This is a genomic window from Vandammella animalimorsus (assembly GCF_002288875.1).
In the GTDB taxonomy this organism is placed as follows: Bacteria; Pseudomonadota; Gammaproteobacteria; order Burkholderiales; family Burkholderiaceae_C; genus Lampropedia; species Lampropedia animalimorsus.
In genome coordinates, this window is sequence record NZ_NTBH01000009.1 from 76,099 (window position 1) to 97,901 (window position 21,803).

Here is a 21,803-nt window from a genome sequence, read left to right on the forward strand (position 1 = left end):
AACGGCGCCACAACTCCTTCGCTTTGTTATTGATCGTCGCATAAGCGTTTTTGGGGCGGATTGCGCCTTGGCGTTGTCGGGTCGGGGTGCCACTGAAACTGCTACTTGATTGCGGCGAGAAGCAATCAAGGGCGCAGTGATACGAAGCGGCTCCGCACCGACGCGGTGAAACAGATCAGCGGTCTGGACGGGGCTGACCGCATCACCTCATGGGGTGGGCGATACGGCCTGCAAGGCCTGCGTCAAGCGTGCTCGGCTGGCGGCGCCCAGCTTTTGCAGGCCCAGTGCGTGCGCCATTGCGGTGTATCTCGATTCGCCTTGGGTACCGCGTGCGACCACGGCGCGGGCCAGTGAAGCCAGTTCTTGCAGGCTGATCTCGTCGGCTGCGCGCACGCTGTCTTCTTCGGCTGGCGCCCGGAAAGGCGCTTCCGCTGCGGGGTCCAGATGGTCGGGCCAGTAGAAGGTGCCGACTTCTTCATCGCTTGTCCGGTGGCGGGCGCGTGCGATTTGGAAAACGCGCTCCCGGATGCGGCTGCCGGTGCGCAGCCAGCCGTGGGCGCGGGCGATGCGACGAGCCAGCAGGGTGTCGAGCACCGGCCCTTCATGCTCGATGACGTGGGTAATCATGGCCGACAGGGTGTCGTTGTATTCACTGTCGAAAAAGCGTTCGGGATTGGCGCCAGCGACGGCTTCAGCGGGGTGAGTGACCCGATAGCGCGCGGCTTGCGCTGGCGTTATTGCTTCGGCCTCGGCATTGGCATCGGCTGTTGCTGCTGCGCCGATCTGGCGGGCAAAGATTTCCTCGGCCTGCGGTGCGGGCGCGGTGGCAGGGGCTTGCGCTGCGCTCGGGTGCGCCTCGGTTGGGAGCGGCGCTTTTTCGTCCGGCGTCGTCACCGGGGCCATGGCCTGTGCGATGGCCGCTTGCGCCAGGCGCTCGGCTTCGGCTTCGCGTTCGGCCTGTTGGGCGCGCCGTTCGCGCTGGGCCGCGAGCACGGCTTGCAGACGGGCATCCAGCCTGTCGAGGGTGCCAGCGGGGTCGATCCACCAGTCGGTGGACCAGACGCGCAGGATTTCCCAGCCCAAGCCGCGCAGGACCTGCTCACGCAGTTTATCGCGATCGCGCGCCGTGGCGCTGCGGTGGTAGGTGGCGCCGTCGCATTCCACGCCGGCCAGGTAACGGCCAGGTGCGTCGGGATCGACGATGCCCAGATCAATGCGGAACGAAGATGCGCCGATCTGCGGCTGGACTTGCCAGCCGCGCTGGGCCAGGGCCGTGGCTACGGCCTGTTCAAAGGGGCTGTCGAAGTCGCCAAGGCTGCCGCTGTTCGCGGTCGCCAGCGCACGAGCGCCGTATTCGGCGAACTCCAGGAAGTGCTTGAGATCGCGTACGCCGATGGCCTGGGTGCGGGCCAGATCCATCTGCTCGGCGCGGAAGCTGGCAAACACGCGCAGCTCGTGCCGCGCGCGAGTGATGGCGACGTTGAGCCGCCGCTCGCCGCCCTGGCGGTTGAGCGGGCCGAAGTTCATGGCCAGTTGGCCAGCGGGGTCCGGACCATAGGTGATGGAGAAGTAGATGAGGTCGCGCTCATCGCCTTGCACGCTTTCCAGGTTCTTGACGAACAGGGGTTCCAGTTCGCTTTCGGCGAAGTAGGGCTCCAGCCGCGGGTCTTTCCGCCGGGCTTCGTCGAGCATGTCCTCGATCAGTTTCTGCTGTTCGGCGTTGAACGTGACCACCCCGATCGTGAGGCCGCTTTCGCGAAATCCGGGCGCGGTCAGGCGGGCGACGATGTCCGCGACCAGCGCCCTGGCTTCGGCCGGGTTGGTTCGCGCGCCACCTTTCTGGTAGGCGCCGGTGACCCGTTGCAGGCTGACAGCGCGATCATGGGTGACGGGGGAAGGAAAGGTGACCAGTTCACCTCCGTAGTAGGCGTGGTTGGAGAACGCGATCAGGCTTTCATGGCGGCTGCGGTAGTGCCAGTTCAGGTCGCGGGTTGGCAGGTTGGCGCCGATGCACTCGTCGAGGATGCTCTCCAGATCCGCCTCGACATCACCGTCGTCAAGGCCTGATTCGGCGCGGTCGAAGAACGAGGTGGGCGGCAACTGTTTGGGGTCGCCAACCATCACCACCTGACGGCCGCGGGCGATGGCGCCGATCGCGTCCCAGACCGGAATCTGTGAGGCTTCGTCGAAGATCACCAGGTCGAAGGCGTTGGCCCCCGCTTGGAGGTACTGGGCGATGGACAGCGGGCTCATCAGCAAGCAGGGTGTGAGTCTGGTCAGAGCCTCGGGAATCTGGGCCAGCAACTCCCGCAAAGGCCGATGCGCGCGCTTCTTGCCAATTTCGTGCCGCAAAACGCCCCATTCGGAGTTGCGGCTGACGTTGTCCTGCGAGGGCAGTTCGGCGCAGAGGCGGGCGCGCAGCCAGTCCCGGGTCAGGGCGGTGAAGCGCTCGTCGAGTGCGCGGAAGTCGCGGATGCGCTGTTCGTGTTCGGCGCTGACGAACCCGCGGATGACCGGCTCGTGATCCACCACGGCGTTGAGCCACCAGCGGGCGTAGTTGGTTTCAAACGTTCGGCGTGCTTGGCCGAGCCGGACATGGCCTTGTTCGATCCCCTGCACCAGCGCGGCCAAGCCCAGTGCCAGAGCCTCACTGCGCGCCTGACGCCAGGCGCACCAACTGCGCAGGCTGTGTTCTGTGCGCAGGATGGATTGGCTTTGCTCGATAAGCCCGTCGAGTGACAGGGCGTGCCAGCGCGTCTGGTCGATCTCGGCAAGCCCACCGATGGTCGCAAACGCCTCCTGCCGGGCAAGCAGTTGCGTCCGGCTTTCCACATACCGCACACCAGCCAATGCAATGCGACCGCCTGGCGTCAGCAAGGCATTGGCATCGCCCAGCAGGGCATGCAGCGGCGCCTTGCAGGCGGCAATCTGTTCGGGCGTGGCGGCCAGGCGCGCCAGCACGGCGGCCAGATCCTCGTGGAGCTTGCAGGCTTGTGCAAGCTCGTGCAGATTGGTGCCCAGCCCTTTCCACAGGCCGGTGGTGAATTCACGCAAGTCGTCCAGGGCCGCCAGCGCCTGTTCGGTTTCGGCGCGTTGGCGGAGCATCTGGTGATCGCGCGCCAGCGTGGAGCCGCAAGCGCCTTCTTCGACCAAGGCATGGGCTGCATCCAGAGGGCCTTGCTGGAGGTGTTTGCGCCGGTCGCTCAAGAAATCCAATGCGGCGCGCAGGTGATCGGCTTGCGTGGCGTGGCCGGCCCACAGGCCGTCGGTCGCCGCCTCCAGCGCGGCATGGGCGGCAATGGCCTGTTCCAGCTGGCGCAGTCGGCGCGCCCGCTGCAAATCGGCTTGCAGGGCTGCCCCGCATTGGCCGTCCGCGATGGCGTCGAAGCCGTCGTCTTCCCACGCCCGGCCTTCGCGCACGGCGGCTAGGGCGATCTGCCAGCGCAGGGCCGTGCGCATCTTGTCTTGCTGGGTATCCAGCCCGGCCCAAACGCAGGCACATTCCTGCGCGGGGGTCATGGCTTGCACCTGTTGGCGCAAGGCGCGGATGGCATTCCAATGCTGCAGATCGTTGCGAACGTCGGGCTGCGCTTGCCCCTTGATGGCGCCAGACAATTGCGCCGTGACCTTGCGTTTGCCCAGCCAGGACTTGGGCCAGAACGCCTGCTCGGCCTGCTCCCAGCGGCGCTGCAGCTCAGCGACGTCGAGCTGTTCGATCGATGCGTCATACGGAGCCGACAGCGCTGCCTGGTGTTGCGCAATCCGGGCCAACAGATCCAGCCCCTGCTTCAGTTGCACGACCGTGCGAGCTGCCCAAGGCTCGCCGAGCTGGGCATGGATCTGCCGGTGCTCGGTAAGCGCTGCCAGGCCGTCGGTGCAGGCGGCCACGACGGAGGCGGGCCAAAGTTCAGAGAGCTGTGCATTCAGTTCGGCATGGCGGCGCAGCAGTGCGGCGCCCTTTTGCAGACCTTGGCACAACGCATGTGCATCGGGGCGCAGGACGAAGCGCCAGTCGTGCCCGGCTGCCGATGGCAGGCGTTGGGCCAGGATCAGCAGCGCTTCGCAGGTCTCGGTCGTCAACGCAGGCGCAGGCAGCCCGATGGCCTGGACGAATGCCTCTGCAGATTCGATCGTCGCCTGGGCGGCGGGAAGAACCTCGCGCGCGGCGGTGAGCAGTTGTTGCTGCCAGGTGGGCGACCAGTCGCCCTGGCCGATGAGGGCCAAGGGGTGTTGCGCCAGCGCGGCATGGCCGATGGCTTGCGCATTGACTTCCAGCCGGTCCACGGCATGGCGCAACTGCTCGATGCCAGCATGATCGTGCTGATCGGCCATGGGCCAGGCCATTTCGAGCGTCGGGACATCGTGTCCGGCGCTGACCGTGCCGATTGCGTCGAACAGGCTCAAACCGTTTCGGCGGCGACGATGCAGGCGTTCGACGTAGATGTTCAGCGCATCGCGCAGATGCTTGAGCTTGTCGGCTTCTGCGCGCCACTGCTCGGCGTCGGCCTGGCCGCTGCTGGACCAGGCCGATTGCAGCTGAGCCAGCACGTCGCGCTTGCGCGCCTTGCTCGAATGCAGCTCCAGACAGAACTCGCCCAAACCGATTTCGCGCAAGCGCCGGTAAACGATGTCCAGCGCCGCAATCTTTTCGGACACGAAGAGCACGCGCCGCCCCTGCGCCAGGGATTGGGCGATCAGGTTGGCGATGGTCTGGCTTTTGCCGGTGCCGGGCGGGCCGATCAGGACGAAGTCCTTGCCCTGCGAGGCCGCCAGCACGGCCGACAACTGCGAGGAATCGGCCGGCAAGGGGCAGAACACCTGCTTGGGGTCGAAGTGCCGGTCCAGTTCGCGTACCTGCGGAAACGGCGCGCCAGGCGGGTAAGGGTCGCGCGGCGTGTCCAACAGGTGGCGCACGACCGGGTTTTCGCGCAACTGCTCGCTGCGCTCGGCCAGGTCTTTCCACATCAGGTACTTGGCAAACGAGAACATGGACAAGACCACGTCCTCGGTTACTTCCCAGCCCTTGATGTCCTTGATGGCGTGGCCAACGGCCTTCCAGACCGCAGCGACATCCAGCCCGTTCTCGTCTCGCGGCAATTCGCCTTCGAGGCTGCCCAGGTTCAGTTCAAAGTCCTGACGCAGCATCTCGATCAGGGTCGGATTGAAACGGGGCTCATCGTCATGCAGGCTGAGCGTGAAGCCCGAGCGGGCACTTTGGCGTTGCAGGCTGACCGGCACCAGGATCAAGGGAGCGCGATAGCGCTGACCGTCGCGGTCCTCGCGCGTCCAGGACAAAAAGCCCAAGGCGAGATAAAGCGTGTTGGCGCCGCCTTCCTGCAAATTCGTGCGGGCGCTGCGAAACAGCTCGGTCAGCCGTGCGTCGAGTTCGGCTTCGGCAACGCCGATGAAAACCTCGCGTTTTTGCAAGGCTTCCAGGGCATGTGCGCGGCGCAGGTTTTCGCGCTCGCGGGATTCGTAGATGGCCTGATCGCGCGGATCGGCGCCATCCATCAGATCCGGGCGCGGCCGCAGCTTCAGGGGTTGGCTACTGGCCAGCAGGTCTTCCAGTGCGCCGGGGTCTGGCGCCTCCAGCTTGAGCGCCTTCTTGCCGCCCTTGAAGTTCAGCAGATTGTTGCGAAGCGAAAGGTCCAGCAGCTTGCGTTGCCAGCGCAGCAGCCGGTCTTTCGGGTCGAGCAGGCTAGTGTCTTCCGCATAAGCCGGCGCGCTGTCGGGAAGCTCAGGCGCGTCTTCAAACATTGGCATGGCAGGCGTGGGCGAGGCTGGCACTTCAGCGTCCGCCGTTGCCGCTGCCGCCGCTTCCGCGCTGGCCAATGGCTTGATGCGCTGCAGTCGCGCCCGGCGAATGTCCACGGCCAGACGGAACGCCGTATCCTGGGATTCATCCGCCTGCTGCGCGCCGCGTTCGGTGGCATAGCTGAAGGGAACTGCGGGGCGCTGCGTGATCAGGGTGGTTTCAAACAGCACCAGCTCCTTGAGCCTGAGGCGCTTGCGCAAGGCGGTCACGTCGTCAATGACAGTGGTGGAGAATTCCTCGGCTTGCAGCCAGACGCCGGCAAAGGCATGGCCCTCGGTGAAGACCAGCAACGGGTTCAGTCCTGCCTGCTCAAGCGCAGCGCAAAACAGCAGCGCGAGGTCGAAACAGGTGCCAAGGCCGGAGCTTTCGATCTGGCTGGGGCTGCGCACCTTCTGGCCAGACTGCTCGAAACTGGCGGGCGGCAAGGCATAGTCCAGCTGCATGCCAGCCATAGCCCCCCAGAGGGCCGAGGCCAGCTCCCAAGCACGCTTGGCGCCGCCTGCATAGCCGTCCAGCGCAGGGTTGCGACCGTGCTGGCGTAGCACCTCGGCGCTGCGCTTGAGCAGCCGATCCACGGCCGGGTCATTGGGCTGCACAAACGCGGCAACCAAATCAGGCAGATGCGAGAGGCCGCCCCATTGGTTGCGTGGCAACAGCTCCAGACGGCTCTCGTGCCGTGCAAGGGCAGGGGCGGATACTTCCGCGCCCGCGGCGCACAGCGCCAGCGAAACCGTGGCCGTCTCGGCCTCCGTCAGCCGTGCCAGCAGTCCGCCGTCCAGGCTTAAGTCCAAGTCGCGGATTGGGTAGCGCGAATGCGCCGCCAGCGCATCAATCCGCCAACGACGTGGCTTCAAAAAGGGTGGCTCGGAAGTCAGGATCAGCTCGACCTGCTCATGCGTCTGATCGGTCTCGTTGATCAGCGCGAGATCCCGGATCAACGGGACCGCATTCTGAAAGTCCGCCAAGTTCAACTTGGCGATCAGGGTCACGTCGATCTTCAACTCTGCCGCGATGTCCGAACTTTCCGGTTGTACCTGATCCATGGAATCCCCTTAAGCGCCTGTCGTAACACGAATTACGACATGTTACGTCATTGGCGGGTATTGGCTATGGTTGCCAGAAGCGTCAACGTGCAATGCTCAAACTGAAATGGGTCACTTCACACAAGGAAGACAAATGAAAGGCATGGATCGGTCGTTAGAGCAAATTTGATTGAGAAGATTACATAACGGGTTTTTTCTTTCAGCCGGAGCCTGAAATGCGAGCCTATTCGCAAGACCTGCGAGATCGAGTACTGGGAGCGCTGGAGCGGGGAGAGCGCCCCAGCGCCATTGCCCGTCGTTATGAAGTCAGCCGCATGTGGGTATATCGGGTGCGTGATCGCTTCGAAAAAGAAGGCGAGCGCAGCAGCAGGCAGCAAGGCGGCAAGCGCATCTCCCGACTGGCGCCAGTGGAGGGCATGATCCGCGACTGGATCAAGGCCGAGCCCGATCTGACCTTGGTGCAAATGTGCGAGCGTTTGGGCGAGCATGGCATCAGCATCAAACCCTCGGCGTTGTGGCACCAGCTCAACAAATGGCGGCTGAGCTTCAAAAAGAACGCTGCACGCCAGCGAGCAGGAACGTGAAGACGTGCAGCAGGCACGGGCGAGCTGGATACAGCAGCAGGCCCGGCTCGATGCCAGGCGCCTGGTATTTCTGGACGAGACCTGGAGCAGCACCTGCATGACGCCGCTGCGCGGGCGCGCTCCGCGCGGTCAACGCTGCGTGGCCAGCGCCCCGCATGGGCACTGGAAGACCAGCACCTTCATTGCCGCCTTGCGCTGTGATGCGCTGACAGCCCCCATGGTGACCGATGGCCCCATCAATGGCGCCGTGTTTCTGGCGTGGGTCAAAACCTTTCTGTGCCCGACACTTCGCCCTGGCGACATCGTCATTGCCGACAACCTCTCCAGTCACAAAGTGGCGGGCGTGCGAGAAGCCATCGAAGGGGTAGGCGCCAGCATTCGCTATCTGCCGCCGTACTCGCCGGATTTGAACCCCATCGAGAAGCTGTTTGCCAAGTTCAAGGCGCTGCTGCGCAGGGCGGGCGAGCGCACGGTGGGTGCGCTGTGGTGGCGCATGGGGCAACTGGTTGATCTGTTCTCGGCGCAAGAGTGCGCCAATTACTTCAGATCAGCTGGGTATGTAATGAATTAAATCAAAAACTTTCCGGGAGGGGATTTCGTTATGCAAAATCTTGCTCCTCAGTAGTCTCTAGATATACTGGGCACTACTTTTCTGAAGGTATGCCTATGACTGCAACCACCACACCTATGTCGCTCAAGCTCCCCAGCGACGCCCGCGAACGACTTCGCGCCATTGCCACACAAAAAAAGCGCCCAGCCCATGCGCTGGTACGCGAAGTAGTAATGAAGTACATCGAATTTGAAGAGGAGCAGGCACGGCGCAACCGTGAAGCCGATGAGGCGTGGAGGCACTACCAAGACACGGGCATCTACTACGACGGTGAAGACTGCATTGCTTGGCTGCGCTCCCTGTCTACTGCAACCCCGCTCCCTCAGCCTCAAGCCCGATGCGAAAAATAAGACTCACGGAGGCAGCGCAGAAAGATCTTGAGCGGGTCGTGGAATTTCTTGCAACGAGAAGCCCACAAGCCGCAGCGAGGGCACAGCTTGCTCTTGCTGACCAGCTTGAAAAAATTAAGGAGAACCCTACTATCTACCGCCCTGTGCCATCGATGCCGAGACAGCGAGAGGCAGTGCTCGCGTTCGGCTCATACGGCTATGTCATCCGCTACTTGTTCGATAGTGACTCCGACATGGTGTATGTCTTGCGTGTATGGCATCAACTGGAAGACAGGGAGTGATATCACAAGCCTTGTGGTCGCCTGGGTCGCCCGTCCGCCACAAAGCACAAGCTGCGCTATGGCCCCACCGGCCCAGGCGGGGCGCACAGGGGCAGGCTGTCGCTGACGAAGCAGTCTGGGCAGGGCTGCTGCAGTGCCTGCCGCTGCTCGGGGGCAAGGGGTTGCAGTTGCAGCAGGGGCAGTACGGCGCTGAGCTGGTGGCTGTCCAGCCGGCTGTCTTCGCTGGCGTGCAGTTGCAGTTGCTGCAGTTGCCCGCCATGTTGGAGTTCAACGCGGCCGCCGGCGTTGACGATGCACAGCCGCTCGACCTGCTCAGCATTGACCACGACCTCGCCGGAGACGTCTGCATGCTGTGTGCAGCGGGCCTGGGCTGCGGCGGGCATGGGCGCGGGCTCGGCCGGTTGGGAGGTGTTGGGGGCGGCGCTGGGGGCGGGGTTGGCTGGGCCGGCCTCGGGTTGGGCCTCATCGGGGCGGCATGGGATGTGCGAGACCAGCTGCAGCTGCCCGACCTGGCCGCGCTGCCAGTGGATGCCCTGGGCCTCGACATGCAGGGCGGGCATTGGCACCTCGGTGCGGAGAGTCAGGTCGGCGCCGCGCAGGCGGCGGATGTGGGCGGGCAGGTGCAGCGCCAGAATGCCGACCGGCTGACCGGCCATGGGGCTGTGCGCCTGCAGATACAGGCGCTCGCCCTGGCGCCAGCTGCGCAGTTGCACGGCGCGGCCAATGAGGCGGGCGTAGGCGCCAGGCCCTTTGCCGAAGCTGACTTCGGTTTGTCTCGCCCAGGCAGGCTGGGAGTGCGCGCCCAGCAATACCACTTCATTCGCGCCATCGAGCAGGGCCTCGTCCAGCAACTGCTGCGAGGATTCATGCGCCGCGAACTGGCCCGACAACAGCATGGCGCCCCAGAACAGGCCCAGCGTCAGCAAAAACAGGGCGATGGAGATGCGGCGCCTCATGCCAGCTCCCGCTCATGCAGCGCGCGCCAGGCCGCCAGCCACAGCAGGGCCGGCGTGCCCAGCCAGAACAGCGCCACGACCAGCTGCTGCAGCGCGCTGGCCTGCTGCGCCTGCAGGCTGCCGGGCAGCAGCTGGGCCAGCTCCAGCCGGCTCAACTGCACGCCGTCGCCCACGGCATCGAGCAGCCCGGTGGCCATGAACAGCGCCAGGCCCAGCAACACCGTCTTGATGGCGGGCGCGCGGCGAAACCACAGGCTGCCCAGCACGGCAAAGCCGCACAGGCCGGCGAACATCAGCGCAATGCCCAGGCGATCGGCCACGGCGTCGTACAGGCCCGCACGATCCAGGTGGGGCGCCATGCGCAATGGGTGAAACAGCGCCCATTGCTGCGGCCTGGGCATGGTGAGGGAGCCGCGCTGCGCCTCGCTCAGCGACTGGAAGTGCGCCACGGCCAGCTGGTATTCCAGCGCCGCGCCCAGGCCGTTGAGCGCGCCGATGACCAGGGTGTAGGCCAGCGGGTAGGCCAGCAGCAGCGTCAGCGCCGCCAGCAGCCATTTCTCGAACACCGAGGCCGGCCGCATCAGCAGCAGCAAGGCGGCGCCAGGCTGGCGCAGGCTCTGGAAGTACAGCCCGGCAAACACCGGCCCAGAAAGCAGCAGCCCGGCGGCGTAAAGCTCGGCCTGGCCACTGGTCTGCAAGGCGTTGTGGCTGCGGCTGTTGCCCACCGCCAGGGCCAGCAGCAGCGCATACAGCAAGGCCCCGGCCAGCGCAAAGCCGGCCCAGCCGCGCCAGCGCTCGGCCCATTGCACACGCGCCAGCCGCACAAAGCGCGGCAGGCTGAAGAAAGGCGATGGCGCAGCAGGCACGTTCATGGTGCATCCTCCTGGGCGGGGGGCGCTTGCAGCGCCGCCAGCACGCCCGCTTCGTTCAGGCTGATGGCCTTGTACAGCAGCTCCAGCGGCACGGGCGCGGCTGGCTCGCCAGGCCGGCGCGCGGCCAGCCAGACGGTGTGGCCGCCCATGGCCTCCTGGTGGATGGGCGGCGGCCCTGGCGGCAGCGCCTGGCCTGCCGGGGCCAGGCCCAGGCGCAGCCGCTGCCCCAGCATGGCCATGCTGGCGTCGAGCAGCAAGCGCCCCTGGCCCAGAAACCAGATGTGCTGCAGCACCTGCTCCAGATCGTGCGCCTGGTGGGTGCTGACCAGCACCGTGCGCCCGGCCTGCTCGGGCTGCATCAACAGCTCCTTGAAGCGGCTGCGGCCAAGGATGTCCAGCCCGTTGGTGGGCTCGTCCAGCAGCAGCAGCGGCGTGCGCACGGCCAGCGCAAAGGCCAGCGCGGCCTTTTTCTTCTGCCCCAGGCTCATGCCGCCAAAGCGCTGCGCGCCGGGCACCTGCAGCGCCTGCAGGCAGTGCGCGAACAGCGCCGCGTCAAACTGCGGGTAAAAACCGCCGTGCGTGCGCTGCAGCTGCTGCGGCGTGAGATCGGGCAGGTGGAACTCCTCGGGCAGGATGTAGAGCTGCTGCAGGAACTCCGGCCGGCGCTGGCGCGGCGCCTGGCCCAGCACGCGAATCTGGCCCGCCTGCGGCCCCAGCAGCCCGGCCAGCAATTTCAGCAGCGTGGATTTGCCGCTGCCGTTGTGCCCGAACAGCCCATACACGCCGGGCCGGTCGATCTGTGCCTGCAAGCCATCGAACAGCGCGCGCGGCCCATAGCCAAAGCGCAGCCCTTGTATTTGCAGCAAGGCGGCAGCGGCTGGGCGATCCGGGGTGGCGGGCATGGTGGGCACGGCAGGGGTGACGGGCATAGCAGGCGCATCATAAAGAAACTGGCGCAGGCCCCGCCCTTGCATGTCCACAGCCCAAGCAGCAGCCCCTCACCGCCGGGCATGCAGGCTGCGGCGCTCCAGGGCCAGCATCAGGCCGTACAACAGTGCGCCGGCCAGCAGGCCGGCGGCGGCCACCCACAGCGCCAGGGCGAAGCCTTGCTGTTGCGATGCAGCGCCGTGCAGCAGTTGCACCACCAGCGGCGGGCCGGCGATTTGCCCCAGGCCGTACAGGGCCGTCAAGCTGCCCATGAAGGCCGTGGCCTGGGTCGGGCGCAGGCGGCGCGCCTCCTGCATGCCAAACAGGGTGATGGCGGTGAAGGGCAGGCCCAGCAGCGCGCTGCCCAGCACGAAGCCCGTGGCGTTGGGCAGCAGCAGGGGCAGCACCACGCCGCAGGCCTGCAGCAGATGGCACAGCAGCAGCAGCCAGCGCCGATCCACCCGCGCCGGGATCAGGCCGGTACTGGCCGCGCCCAGGGCCACGCAGGCGCCGAAGATGGGCCAGAACCAGGCAATCCAGCGCGAGCCGGGGATCACGCCCTGGGCAATGACGGGCAGGTAGGTGGCGGTGATGATGTAGCCAAAGCCGGCCAGGCCGTAGGCCAGCGCCAGCAGCAGGGGCTGGGCCGCCCACGCGGCGGGCTGGGCGGATGCGGTTGCTGGGGCCGCCGGGGCTGTAGATGGGGCGGGCGCGGCAGCAGGTGCGGCGGCGGCATCAGCGGCAGCGCGCTGCAAAGCCCCGCTGCGCCAGACTACGCGCAGCACCCAGGCGGCCATAACCACAGCCGCCAGGGCCTGCACGGCCCAGGTCAGCAACGCCGGCCTGGCTTGCAGCGCCCAGGCCATCAGGCCCGAGGCCAGGATGCCGATGCCCGGCCCGCTGTAAACGATGCCGCCGAGCTGCCCGGCCCGGCGCATGGCCAGTTGCTCCAGGCACCAGCCGGAGGTGTGCACAAAGGCCACGGCCGAGGCCACCCCGGCCAGCAGCCGCACGCCCGGCCAGAGCCAGGCCAGCGGCAGCGCCATGAGCAGCAGCAAGACGGCCGTGGCCGCCAGGCCCGCCAGCAGCAGCCAGGGGCCCCAGGCCCGCAGGCGCTGCGGCTGGCGCAGCAGCCAGGGCAAGGCCATGCAGGCCAGCGCGCCCAGCAAATAGCCCAGGTAGTTCAGGGTCGCCAGCCAGCTGCCCTGGCGCAGGTCGAGCAGGCCATCGCGCACCATCAGCGGCAGCATGGGGGTGAAGGCAAAGCGCCCCAGGCCCATGGCGATGGCCAGCGCCAACAGGCCGGCCAGGGCCACGGCCAGCGCGCAGGGGCGGGTGGTGGTGTGCTCGCTCATAGGCTCATCGGCTCATGCGCGCAGGCGCTCTGGCTCTGCCGCTGCGCCCTGGGCCTGTGCGTCCCACTCGTGCCAGAGCTGCTGCCAGCGCTGGCGCGCCTTTTGCACGGCGGCGTGCTTGACGTGGCCGAAACCGCGAATCTCCTCGGGCACGCTGGCGATCTGGCACGCCAGCGCCCAGCGCGGCGCATCGGCAGGCAGCCCTTGCAGGCCCTGGCGCAAGCGCTCGAGCATGGCGCGGTACTCCTCGATCAGCGCGCGCTCCATGCGGCGCTCCTCAGTCTTGCCGAAGACGTCCCAAACCGTGCCGCGCAGCGCCTTGCCGCGCGCCAGCAGCGCCAGGCCCCAGTGCATCCAGGGGCCGAACTGGGTCTTGATGGGCTGGCCCTGGGCGTTCTTGCGCGCCAGCAGCGGCGGCGCCAGGTGGTATTGCAGGCGGTAGTCGCCTTCGAACTGGGCCTGCAGCTGGGCGCGGAACTGGCCGTCGGTGTACAGCCGCGCCACCTCGTATTCGTCCTTGTAGGCCATGAGCTTGAACAGGTTGCGCGCCACGGCCTCGGCCAGCGCCGTCTGGCCGGTGGCGGCCTCGACGTCCTGCATGTGCTGCACTTGCGCCGCGTAGCGCTGCGCATAGGCGGCGTTCTGGTAGGCGGTGAGGTGCTGCACGCGCAGCGCCACCAGGCTGGCCAGATCTTCGGGGCCGGGCCTGGGCTGGCGCACCAACTCGATGACTTGCGCCGGGGGCGCGGCAAGGGCCTGCATGGCCGCTGGATCGGCTGCAGCGCGGCGGCCCCACTCGAAGGCCTGCTGGTTTTTCTGCACCTGCACGCCGTTGAGCTCGATGGCGCGCAGCAGCGCCGCGCGCGACAGCGGGATGCGCCCTTGCTGCCAGGCAAAGCCCAGCAGCAGCGGGTTGGTGAAGATGCTGTCGCCCAGCAGGCGCGTGGCCAGGGCCTGGGCATCGAGCGCGCCCAGCCCCTGCGGGCCCACGGCGCGCTGCAGCGCCGCTTCGGCCGAGGCGGCGGGAAAGCGCCAGTTCGGGTCGTGCACGAACAGCGCGGTGGGCGTGCCGTGCACGTTCAGCGCCACGTAGGTGCGGCCTTCCTGCATGGTGGCCAGGGTGGCGGCGCTGGTGGCCACGATGGCGTCGCAGCCGATGACCAGATCGGCCTTGGCGGCATCGACCTTGGTGCTGAACAGCGCCTCGGGCCGCGCGGCGATCTGGATGTGGCTCCAGGTCGAGCCGCCTTTTTGCGCCAGCCCGCCGGCATCCTGGGTGATGACGCCCTTGCCTTCCAGGTGCGCGGCCATGCCCAGCAGCTGGCCGATGGTGATGACGCCGGTGCCGCCCACGCCGGCCACGACGATGCCCCAGGCGCTCTCGATCTGGGGCAGCGCGGGCTCGGGCAGCGGCGGCAGCTCCTCAGGCGCAGGCAGGGCTGGCCGGGCCGCGCCGGCGGCATTGGCGGCAGCGCCCGTTGCGCGCTTGAGCTGGCCGCCATGCACCGTGACCATGCTGGGGCAAAAGCCCTTGAGGCAGGAGAAATCCTTGTTGCAGGTGCTTTGGTTGATGCGGCGCTTGCGCCCCAGCGGCGTGGCCAGCGGCTCGACCGAGAGGCAGTTCGACTGCAGCGAGCAATCGCCACAGCCCTCGCAGACCAGCTCATTGATGAACACGCGCTGCGGCGGCTCGGCCAGCTTGCCGCGCTTGCGGCGGCGGCGTTTTTCGGTGGCGCAGGTCTGGTCGTAGATCAGCACCGTCGTGCCCTTGACCTCGCGCAGCGCGCGCTGCACGGCATCGAGCTCGTCGCGGTGGTGCAGCTGCACGCCCGGCGCCAGCGGCGCGCCTTGGTACTTGGCCGGCTCGTCGGTGACGATGACCACCTGGGCCGCGCCCTCGGCGATGACGCTGGCCATGATCTGCAGCACCGAATGGCCCTCGGGGCGCTCGCCCACCTGCTGGCCGCCGGTCATGGCCACGGCGTCGTTGTAGAGGATTTTGTAGGTGATGTTCACCCCGGCGGCGATGCTCTGGCGGATGGCCAGCAGCCCGCTGTGAAAGTAGGTGCCATCGCCCAGGTTGGCAAAGACGTGCGCCTCATTGGTGAAGGGCTGCTGGCCCACCCAGGTCACGCCCTCGCCGCCCATTTGCGTGAAGGTGGCCGTGCGCCGGTCGGGCATCCAGTTGGCCATGTAGTGGCAGCCGATGCCGGCCAGCGCGCGCGAGCCCTCGGGCACGCGGGTGCTGGTGTTGTGCGGGCAGCCGCTGCAAAACCAGGGGATGCGCTCGCCGGTCTTGACCTCCAGCGCCGCCAGCGCCTGCTCGCGCGCATCCAGCGCGGCCAGGCGCTGCTGCAGGTGCGCGCGCCAGTCCTCGGGCACGCCCAGCGCCAGCAGGCGCCGCGCAATGGCGCGCGCCACCAGCGCCGGGTTCAGGTCGGCATGGGCGCGCAGCAGCGTGCTGCGCGCCGGGTTGGGCTGGGCCCATTCGCCGCCCAGCTCGGCGCTGGCGTCCTCGCCGGCATCGAACTTGCCCAGCACGCGCGGGCGCTGCGCCGCGCTCCAGTGGTAGAGCTGCTCCTTGAGCTGGTATTCGATGAGCTGGCGCTTTTCCTCGACCACCAGCACCTCTTGCAGGCCGCGCGCAAAATCCTGCGTGGCCTGCGGCTCCAGCGGCCAGACCACGCCCACCTTGTGCACGCGGATGCCCAGGCGCTGGCAGGCGGCCTCGTCCAGGCCCAGGTCCTGCAGCGCCTGGCGCGTGTCGTTGTAGGCCTTGCCGCTGGCGATCAGGCCAAAGCGGTCCTGCGGGCCGGCGATGACGTTGTGGTTCAGGCGATTGGCGCGGATGTAAGCCAGCGCCGCATACCACTTGGTGTTCATGAGCCGCTCTTCCTGCGCCAGCGGCGCATCGGGCCAGCGGATGTGCACGCCGCCGGGCGGCATCTCGAAATCGCCCGGCAACGCAATCTGCACGCGCTGCGCGTCGATGCAGACCGAGGCCGAGGACTCGACCACCTCCTGAATGGTCTTCATGCCCGACCACACGCCGGCATAGCGGCTCAGCGCCAGCGCATGCAAGCCCATGTCCAGGATGTCCTGCACGCTGCTGGGGAAGAACACCGGCAGGCCGCAGGCCTTGAAGATGTGATCGCTCTGGTGCGCGGCGGTGGAGCTTTTGGCCACGTGGTCGTCGCCCGCCAGCGCCAGCACGCCGCCATGGCGCGCCGTGCCGGCCATGTTGGCGTGCTTGAACACGTCCGAGCAACGGTCCACGCCAGGGCCCTTGCCGTACCAGATGCCGAACACGCCGTCGTACTTCTTGTGCTCGGGCTGCAAGTCCAGCTGCTGCGTGCCCCAGACGGCAGTGGCGGCCAATTCCTCGTTGACGCCAGGCTGGAACACGATGTGCTGGCGCGCCAGGTGCGCGCGCGCGCCCTGCAACGCCTGGTCGTAACCGCCCAGCGGGCTGCCACGGTAGCCGCTGATGAAGCCGGCCGTATTCAGCCCGGCGGCAGCATCGCGCGCGCGCTGCAACATCGGCAGGCGCACCAGCGCCTGCACACCGCTCATGAAGGCCGTGCCGCTCTCCAGCGTGTATTTGTCGTCGATGGAAACTTGGCGCAGCGCAGCCTGCAGCGCCGGTGAAATGGGGGCGTTCATCGTGGTATCTCCTGTTGGTATTGGGCCTGTCATCACAACCCTCGCGCCGCCCTCATCCCCAGGATCGGGCGCTATTTGCGGCGATTTTGATGACAGGCCTTTGTTGTCCGTGATCGCAAGCGCACAGTGTACGGGCCATGACCCCACCGCACGCTGCGCGACTATCCCTTGGGGCACAATGCGGGCACGGTCTGCACGGATCGCAGCGCCTGCTTTGCCGCTGGATTCGTCCAGACTCTTTCCTGCGCAGCCCGCTGCCGAACTCTTCTGCGGCGAGGCTGCGCTGCCTTTGTGTTCACTTCCCTCCCCTTGCCACCATGACCGACGCCACCGCCATCGCCCCGCACGACAAGGCCCGCATCCTCGCGCAGGCCCTGCCCTACATCCGCAAGTTCCACGGCAAGACCATGGTCATCAAATACGGCGGCAACGCCATGACCGAGCCGCAGCTGCAAGCGGCCTTTGCCGAGGACGTGGTGCTGCTCAAGCTGGTGGGCATCAACCCCGTGGTGGTGCACGGCGGCGGCCCGCAGATCGAGTCGGCCCTCAAGCGCCTGGGCAAGACCGGCCAGTTCATCCAGGGTATGCGCGTGACCGACGCCGAAACCATGGAAGTTGTCGAATGGGTGCTGGCCGGCGAGGTGCAGCAAGACATCGTCGGCCTCATCAACCAGGCCGGCGGCAAGGCCGTGGGCCTGACCGGGCGCGACGGCGCCTTCATCCGCGCACAGAAGCTGCGCATGGCCGACCACAAGGATCCGAGCATCCTGCACGACGTGGGCCAGGTCGGCGAGATCCTCAGCATCGACCCCAGCGTGGTCAAGGCGCTGCAGGACGATGCCTTCATCCCCGTCATCAGCCCCATCGGCTACGGCGACCAGAACGAGAGCTACAACATCAACGCCGACCTGGTGGCCAGCAAGCTGGCCGAGGTGCTCAAGGCAGAGAAGCTGATGCTGCTGACCAACACCCCGGGCGTGCTCGACCAGCAAGGCAAGCTGCTGACCAATCTCTCGGCGCGCGAGATCGACGCGCTGTTTGCCGACGGCACCATCTCCGGCGGCATGCTGCCCAAGATCGCCGGCGCGCTCGATGCCGCCAAGAGCGGCGTGAACTCCGTGCACATCGTCGATGGCCGCGTGCCGCACGCCATGCTGCTGGAGATCCTCACCGACACGCCCTACGGCACCATGATCCGCGCCCATTGAGACGGATGGAGCGCGCCCAGCGAACGCCGAACGCCGAACGCCGAACGCCGAACGCCGAACGCCGAACGCCGAACGCCGAACGCCGAACGCTGGAGCGTCGGCGGCCGCACACAGCCTGACCCCACACCACAGTACAAGGAGCCTTTGATGCCCATCCACAGCCCCGAATTCATTGAGCGCTGCGCCAGCTTCAGCGATTTGTTCGAGCAGCTCGGCCTGCCCAGCTCGGCCGTGCAAATCGCCGACTTCATCTCCGAGCACCACCCTCTGCCCGATGAGGTGCTGCTGGCCGATGCGCCGTTCTGGAGCACTGCCCAAGCGCAGTTTCTGCGCGAGCAAAAGCAGCTCGACGAGCCGCCCTGGTCGATCCTGATCGACCAACTGAGCGCCGCGCTGCGCGACTGAGGCGCATGCCAGCTGCCCCGCAGCTGGCCGCGCGCCCATCAGAGCCTGTTCAAAATCTTTGCACGGCGGTCAAGAGAGCGGATTTGGGCGCTCTGCTGCGCCCGCAAAGCCTCGCCATAGCCCCAGCTATGGCTGCGTTTTGCGCCTTGCAGCCCACCCCAAACCGCTTCTTGCCCACTCGCGCCGAGATTTTGAACAGGCTCTCAGGGCTCAGACGGTGCGCCGCCCAGAGCCTTGTACAGCGTCAGCAAGTTATTGAGCTGGGCCTGGCGGTTGGCCGAGAGGGCCAGCTCGGCGCTGCGGCGCGCCTCTTGCGCGTCCAGCCAGGCTTGCAGCGCCACCGCGCCGTTGCGGTAGCGCGCCTCGCTGAGCGATTCAACCTGCAGCGCCGCATCGCGCTGCTGCTGCAGCCAATGGCGCTGCTGCTGCAACTGCTGGCGCGCAGCCAGCGCGTCCTCCACCTCTTGCAAGGCCTGCAGCAAAGTCTTTTGAAAACCCACGGCCGCAGCTTCATAGTTGGCGCGCGCCACCTCGCTGTTCAGGCGCATTTCGCGCTGGCGCAAAAACGGTAGCGCCAGGCTGGCGCCCAGCGTGCCCACCGGGTTGGACAGCCACTGCCCCAGCGACTGGGCGCTGCTGCCCAGGCCAGCCGTCAGGCTGATACTGGGGTAGTAGCTGGCGCGCAGCGCATCGCCATCGGCCAGCGTGGCGCGCAGCCGGGCCTCGGCGGCCTGCACGTCAGGGCGACGCGCCAGCACCTGGGCCGGCAGCTGCAGCGGCAGCTCGGGCAGCTCGCCTGCAGGCAGGGCCTGGGGCTCGCCATCGGGCAGCAGCGCAGCCAGGGCATCGCCCGTGGGCGGCTGGCCCAGCAGCACGGCCAGCGCATGGCGCGTACTGGCGCGCGCCTGCTGCAAGGCCGCCAGTGCGGCCTGCTGCGCGGCCACGCTGCGCGCGGCCTGCTGGCGCTCCAGGCCGGAGACGCCGCCAGCCTCATACTGCGCCTGCACCAGCGCCTGGGTGCGCCGCGCGTAGTCCAGGCTGCGCGCGCCGCTGGCAATCTGCTCGTTCTGGTGCGCCAGCTGCCAGTACAGCGTGGCCACGCTGGCCACCAGCACCAAGGCCGTGCTGTGCCGATCCTGCTGCGTGGCGCTGTGGCGCCACTGCGCCGCATCGCGCTGGCTGGCCAGCTTGCCCCACCAGTCCAGCTCATAGCTCAGGTTCAGGCCCAGGCTGTGGCTTTGGGCGCTGCGCGCGGCGCCGAAGTCGCGGCTGGCGCCGAGCGAGGCGCTGGCGCCCAGGCTGGGGCGGGCCTTGTCCTGCGCCAGCCCCAGGGCCAACTGGGCTTGGCGGATGTTCCAGGCCGCCAGCGCCATGTCGGGGCTGTGCTGCAGGGCCTGGGCGATCAACTGGTTGAGCTGGGCATCGCCCAGCGCCGTCCACCACTGGGCGGCCTGGGCCGGCTCGGCCACTGCATCGGCCGGCGCAGCTGCGCGCTGGCCGCTCCAATCGGCAGGCACGGCCAGCGGCGGCGGGGTGTAGGCCGTTTGCAGGCTGGCGCAGCCTGTCAGCGTCAGCGCCAGGGCGCAGGCCGCGCCCAGCACAGCGCCGCGGCGGGGGGAGAAAGCCAAGGGGAAGTTCATCACACGCATGTTCTTGCGATTCACGTTGCGGCTCCTTGTATAGCGTGAACAACCCCTAGTTGCGCGACAGCGCGTCGATGGGATTGAGGCGCGCCGCGCTGCGCGCCGGCAGAAAGCCGAACACGATGCCGATCAACGATGAGCAGGCAAAGGCCCAGACCATGGCCTGCACCGAGAAGACCAGCTGGAAGTCGCGGCTGAAGCGCGCGAACAGCTCGCCAAACGCCAGGGCGCAGCCAATGCCCAGCAGGCCGCCGAGCACGCACACCAGCACGGCCTCGATCAGGAATTGCTGCTGGATGTCGCTCTGGCGCGCGCCTACGGCCATGCGCACGCCGATCTCGCTGGTGCGCTCGGTGACCGAGACCAGCATGATGTTCATCACGCCGATGCCGCCCACCAGCAGTGAGATCACGGCGATCGAGGCCACCAGCAAGGTCATGGTGCGGGTGGTGCTCTCGATGGTCTGGCGGATGGTGTCGGAGTTCATCAGGAAGAAATCCTGACGGCCGTGGCGCTGCGTGAGCAGCTGCGTGATGCCGGCCTCTGCAGCCTGCGAGGAGGCATCGTCGCGCACGCGCACGGTGATGGTGTTGACGTGGCTTTGCCCCGAGATGCGCCCCATGACCGTGGTGTAGGGCACGTAGACGGTGACGCTGCCCGAGTCCGGGTTGAAGCCCGCCGCCTGCGGCTGCAGCACGCCCACAATGCGCACGGGCACGCGGCCCAGCAGCAGCACTTGGCCGATGGGGTCGCGGCCATCGGCAAAAAAAGTCTTGCGCGCGTTGTCGTCGATCACCGCCTCCTGCGTGCGCGCCTGCACGGCCTCGCGCCCAAACCAGCGCCCGGCGGCCAGCCGCAGGCCACGCACCTGGAAGAACTGCTCGCCCACGCCGCGCACCTGGCCGCTGGATTCGACGTTGCCGTGACGCACGGTGGCTGCGCTGTTCACGCTGGGCGTGACGCTGTCCACATAGCCTTGCTGCGCCAGCGCATCGGCATCGGCAGCCACCAGCGTGCGAATGCGGCTGGCCTGGCGATCGCCAAAGCCACTGCCGGGGCGGATGTCGATGGTGTTGGTGCCGATGGAGGCAATGTTCTGCAGCACGGCGCGCCGCGAGCCCTCGCCCAGCGCCACCACCGAGACCACCGAGGCAATGCCGATGATGATGCCCAGCATGGTCAGAAAGGTGCGCAGCCGGTGCGCGTTCATGGCCCGCAGCGCCATGTGCAGGGCTTCGCCCAGGCGGCCCAGCGCGGCCAGCGGCGCCGAGCGCGCTGCAGCACGGGCCGTGACAGAGGCGGCGGGGCTGGCCGCTTCAGCTGCGCCCGCGCCCTGCCCCGCCGCGCCGCTGCGTTGCGGCGCATTGGGCCGGTCGCTGACGATTTGCCCGTCGTGGATTTCGATGATGCGCTGCGCATGGCGCGCCACCTGCATGTCGTGCGTGACGATGATGATGGTGTGGCCCTCATCGTGCAGCTGCGCCAGGATGCGCATGACCTCCTCGCCCGAGGCCGAGTCCAGCGCGCCGGTGGGCTCGTCGGCCAGAATCACCTGGCCGCCGTTCATCAGCGCCCGCGCAATGGACACGCGCTGCTGCTGCCCGCCCGAGAGCTTGCCCGGCGGATGCGCCGTGCGCTCGCCCAGGCCCAGGCGCTCGAGCAGCTGGCGCGCACGCGCCTGGCGCTGCGCCGCTGGGGCGCCGGCATAAATGGCCGGCACCTGCACGTTGTCCAGCGCGTTCAAATCGCCCAGCAGGTGGTAACGCTGAAAGATGAAGCCGAAGTATTCGCGCCGCAGCTGCGCCAGCGCATCGGCATCGAGCTGCGATGTCTCGCGTCCGTTGATGCGGTACACGCCGCGCGTGGGCTGGTCCAGACAGCCCAGGATGTTCATCAGCGTGGACTTGCCCGAGCCGGACTGGCCAACAATGGCCACCATCTCCCCGGCGCGGATGTCCAGGTCGATGTCTTTGAGCACGGCGATCGTGCCCTCCCCGGCGGGGAATTCGCGCCGCAGCTGGCGCAGTTGCAGCAAGGGCGCGCCAGCGCTGGGCGCGGCCTGGGGGCGCGGGTTGGCAACGTGCACCGGGC

13 protein-coding genes are annotated in these 21,803 nt (G+C 67.5%); 5 read left to right on the forward strand and 8 right to left on the reverse strand.

Annotated features, from left to right (window positions below; genetic code table 11):
- Positions 1-207 precede the first annotated feature (207 nt).
- A complete protein-coding gene (locus CLI93_RS12420; protein WP_095541684.1) occupies positions 208-6,858 on the reverse strand; it encodes a DUF3320 domain-containing protein in 6,651 nt (2,216 codons plus the stop codon).
- Positions 6,859-7,073: 215 nt separating this feature from the next.
- Between CLI93_RS12420 and CLI93_RS15645 the strand changes: the two genes are divergently transcribed.
- The 3 genes from CLI93_RS15645 to CLI93_RS12435 all read left to right on the forward strand — a co-directional run bounded on the left by CLI93_RS15645 (position 7,074) and on the right by CLI93_RS12435 (position 8,683).
- Positions 7,074-8,013, forward strand: a protein-coding gene (locus CLI93_RS15645; protein ID WP_420823127.1) for an IS630 family transposase whose coding sequence is annotated in 2 segments (ribosomal slippage) — positions 7,074-7,412 and positions 7,414-8,013 — 939 coding nt in all. Because the reading frame shifts where the segments join, the coding sequence is not laid out codon by codon here.
- A 95-nt stretch (positions 8,014-8,108) separates the two neighbouring features.
- Entirely contained in the window at positions 8,109-8,402 is a 294-nt protein-coding gene (locus tag CLI93_RS14975) for a CopG family ribbon-helix-helix protein (RefSeq protein ID WP_143326336.1), read from the forward strand.
- 38 nt (positions 8,403-8,440) lie between these two features.
- Entirely contained in the window at positions 8,441-8,683 is a 243-nt protein-coding gene (locus tag CLI93_RS12435) for a type II toxin-antitoxin system RelE/ParE family toxin (RefSeq protein WP_238945736.1), read from the forward strand.
- A 56-nt stretch (positions 8,684-8,739) separates the two neighbouring features.
- On the opposite strand, the gene CLI93_RS12440 is transcribed toward CLI93_RS12435, so the two are convergent.
- From CLI93_RS12440 to CLI93_RS12460, 5 genes are all read right to left on the reverse strand, one after another.
- Positions 8,740-9,639, reverse strand: a complete 900-nt coding sequence (locus CLI93_RS12440; RefSeq protein ID WP_095541680.1) for a hypothetical protein — start codon at positions 9,637-9,639, stop codon at positions 8,740-8,742.
- Positions 9,636-10,511, reverse strand: a complete 876-nt coding sequence (locus CLI93_RS12445) for a hypothetical protein (RefSeq protein WP_095541679.1) — start codon at positions 10,509-10,511, stop codon at positions 9,636-9,638. The genes CLI93_RS12440 and CLI93_RS12445 overlap by 4 nt, the downstream gene beginning before the upstream one ends.
- Entirely contained in the window at positions 10,508-11,440 is a 933-nt protein-coding gene (locus tag CLI93_RS12450; RefSeq protein WP_238945735.1) for an ATP-binding cassette domain-containing protein, read from the reverse strand. The genes CLI93_RS12445 and CLI93_RS12450 overlap by 4 nt, the downstream gene beginning before the upstream one ends.
- Before the next feature lie 69 nt (positions 11,441-11,509).
- A complete protein-coding gene (locus tag CLI93_RS12455) occupies positions 11,510-12,793 on the reverse strand; it encodes a YbfB/YjiJ family MFS transporter (protein WP_095541678.1) in 1,284 nt (427 codons plus the stop codon).
- A 12-nt stretch (positions 12,794-12,805) separates the two neighbouring features.
- The gene (locus CLI93_RS12460; protein WP_095541677.1) at positions 12,806-16,456 is read right to left on the reverse strand and encodes an indolepyruvate ferredoxin oxidoreductase family protein; all 3,651 of its coding nucleotides are present in this window, start codon (positions 16,454-16,456) and stop codon (positions 12,806-12,808) included.
- 317 nt (positions 16,457-16,773) lie between these two features.
- Here CLI93_RS12460 and argB point away from each other — a divergent pair, with 317 nt between their 5' ends.
- Together argB and CLI93_RS12470 are read left to right on the forward strand one after the other, a co-directional pair.
- Positions 16,774-17,664 carry an acetylglutamate kinase gene (gene argB, locus CLI93_RS12465; protein WP_095541676.1) on the forward strand — a complete coding sequence of 297 codons (891 nt, stop codon included), beginning with the start codon at positions 16,774-16,776 and terminating at the stop codon, positions 17,662-17,664.
- 147 nt (positions 17,665-17,811) lie between these two features.
- Complete coding sequence (locus CLI93_RS12470) at positions 17,812-18,069, forward strand: DUF2789 family protein (protein ID WP_095541675.1); 258 nt, start codon at positions 17,812-17,814, stop codon at positions 18,067-18,069.
- Between the two features lie 203 nt (positions 18,070-18,272).
- On the opposite strand, the gene CLI93_RS12475 is transcribed toward CLI93_RS12470, so the two are convergent.
- Positions 18,273-19,733: an efflux transporter outer membrane subunit gene (locus CLI93_RS12475; protein WP_238945734.1), complete on the reverse strand. Its 1,461-nt coding sequence runs from the start codon at positions 19,731-19,733 to the stop codon at positions 18,273-18,275.
- A gap of 31 nt (positions 19,734-19,764) precedes the next feature.
- On the reverse strand, positions 19,765-21,798 hold the full coding sequence (locus tag CLI93_RS12480) for a MacB family efflux pump subunit (RefSeq protein WP_238945733.1): 2,034 nt from the start codon (positions 21,796-21,798) through the stop codon (positions 19,765-19,767).
- Positions 21,799-21,803 lie beyond the last annotated feature (5 nt).

Bases quoted from the DNA above. Each gene is read 5' to 3' on its own strand.
- CLI93_RS12420 (WP_095541684.1), bottom strand. From the start codon at position 6,858: ATGGATCAGGTACAACCGGAAAGTTCGGACATCGCGGCAGAGTTGAAG.
- CLI93_RS14975 (WP_143326336.1), top strand. From the start codon at position 8,109: ATGACTGCAACCACCACACCTATGTCGCTCAAGCTCCCCAGCGACGCC.
- CLI93_RS12440 (WP_095541680.1), bottom strand. From the start codon at position 9,639: ATGAGGCGCCGCATCTCCATCGCCCTGTTTTTGCTGACGCTGGGCCTG.
- CLI93_RS12445 (WP_095541679.1), bottom strand. From the start codon at position 10,511: ATGAACGTGCCTGCTGCGCCATCGCCTTTCTTCAGCCTGCCGCGCTTT.
- CLI93_RS12450 (WP_238945735.1), bottom strand. From the start codon at position 11,440: ATGCCCGTCACCCCTGCCGTGCCCACCATGCCCGCCACCCCGGATCGC.
- CLI93_RS12455 (WP_095541678.1), bottom strand. From the start codon at position 12,793: ATGAGCGAGCACACCACCACCCGCCCCTGCGCGCTGGCCGTGGCCCTG.
- CLI93_RS12460 (WP_095541677.1), bottom strand. From the start codon at position 16,456: ATGAACGCCCCCATTTCACCGGCGCTGCAGGCTGCGCTGCGCCAAGTT.
- argB (WP_095541676.1), top strand. From the start codon at position 16,774: ATGACCGACGCCACCGCCATCGCCCCGCACGACAAGGCCCGCATCCTC.
- CLI93_RS12470 (WP_095541675.1), top strand. From the start codon at position 17,812: ATGCCCATCCACAGCCCCGAATTCATTGAGCGCTGCGCCAGCTTCAGC.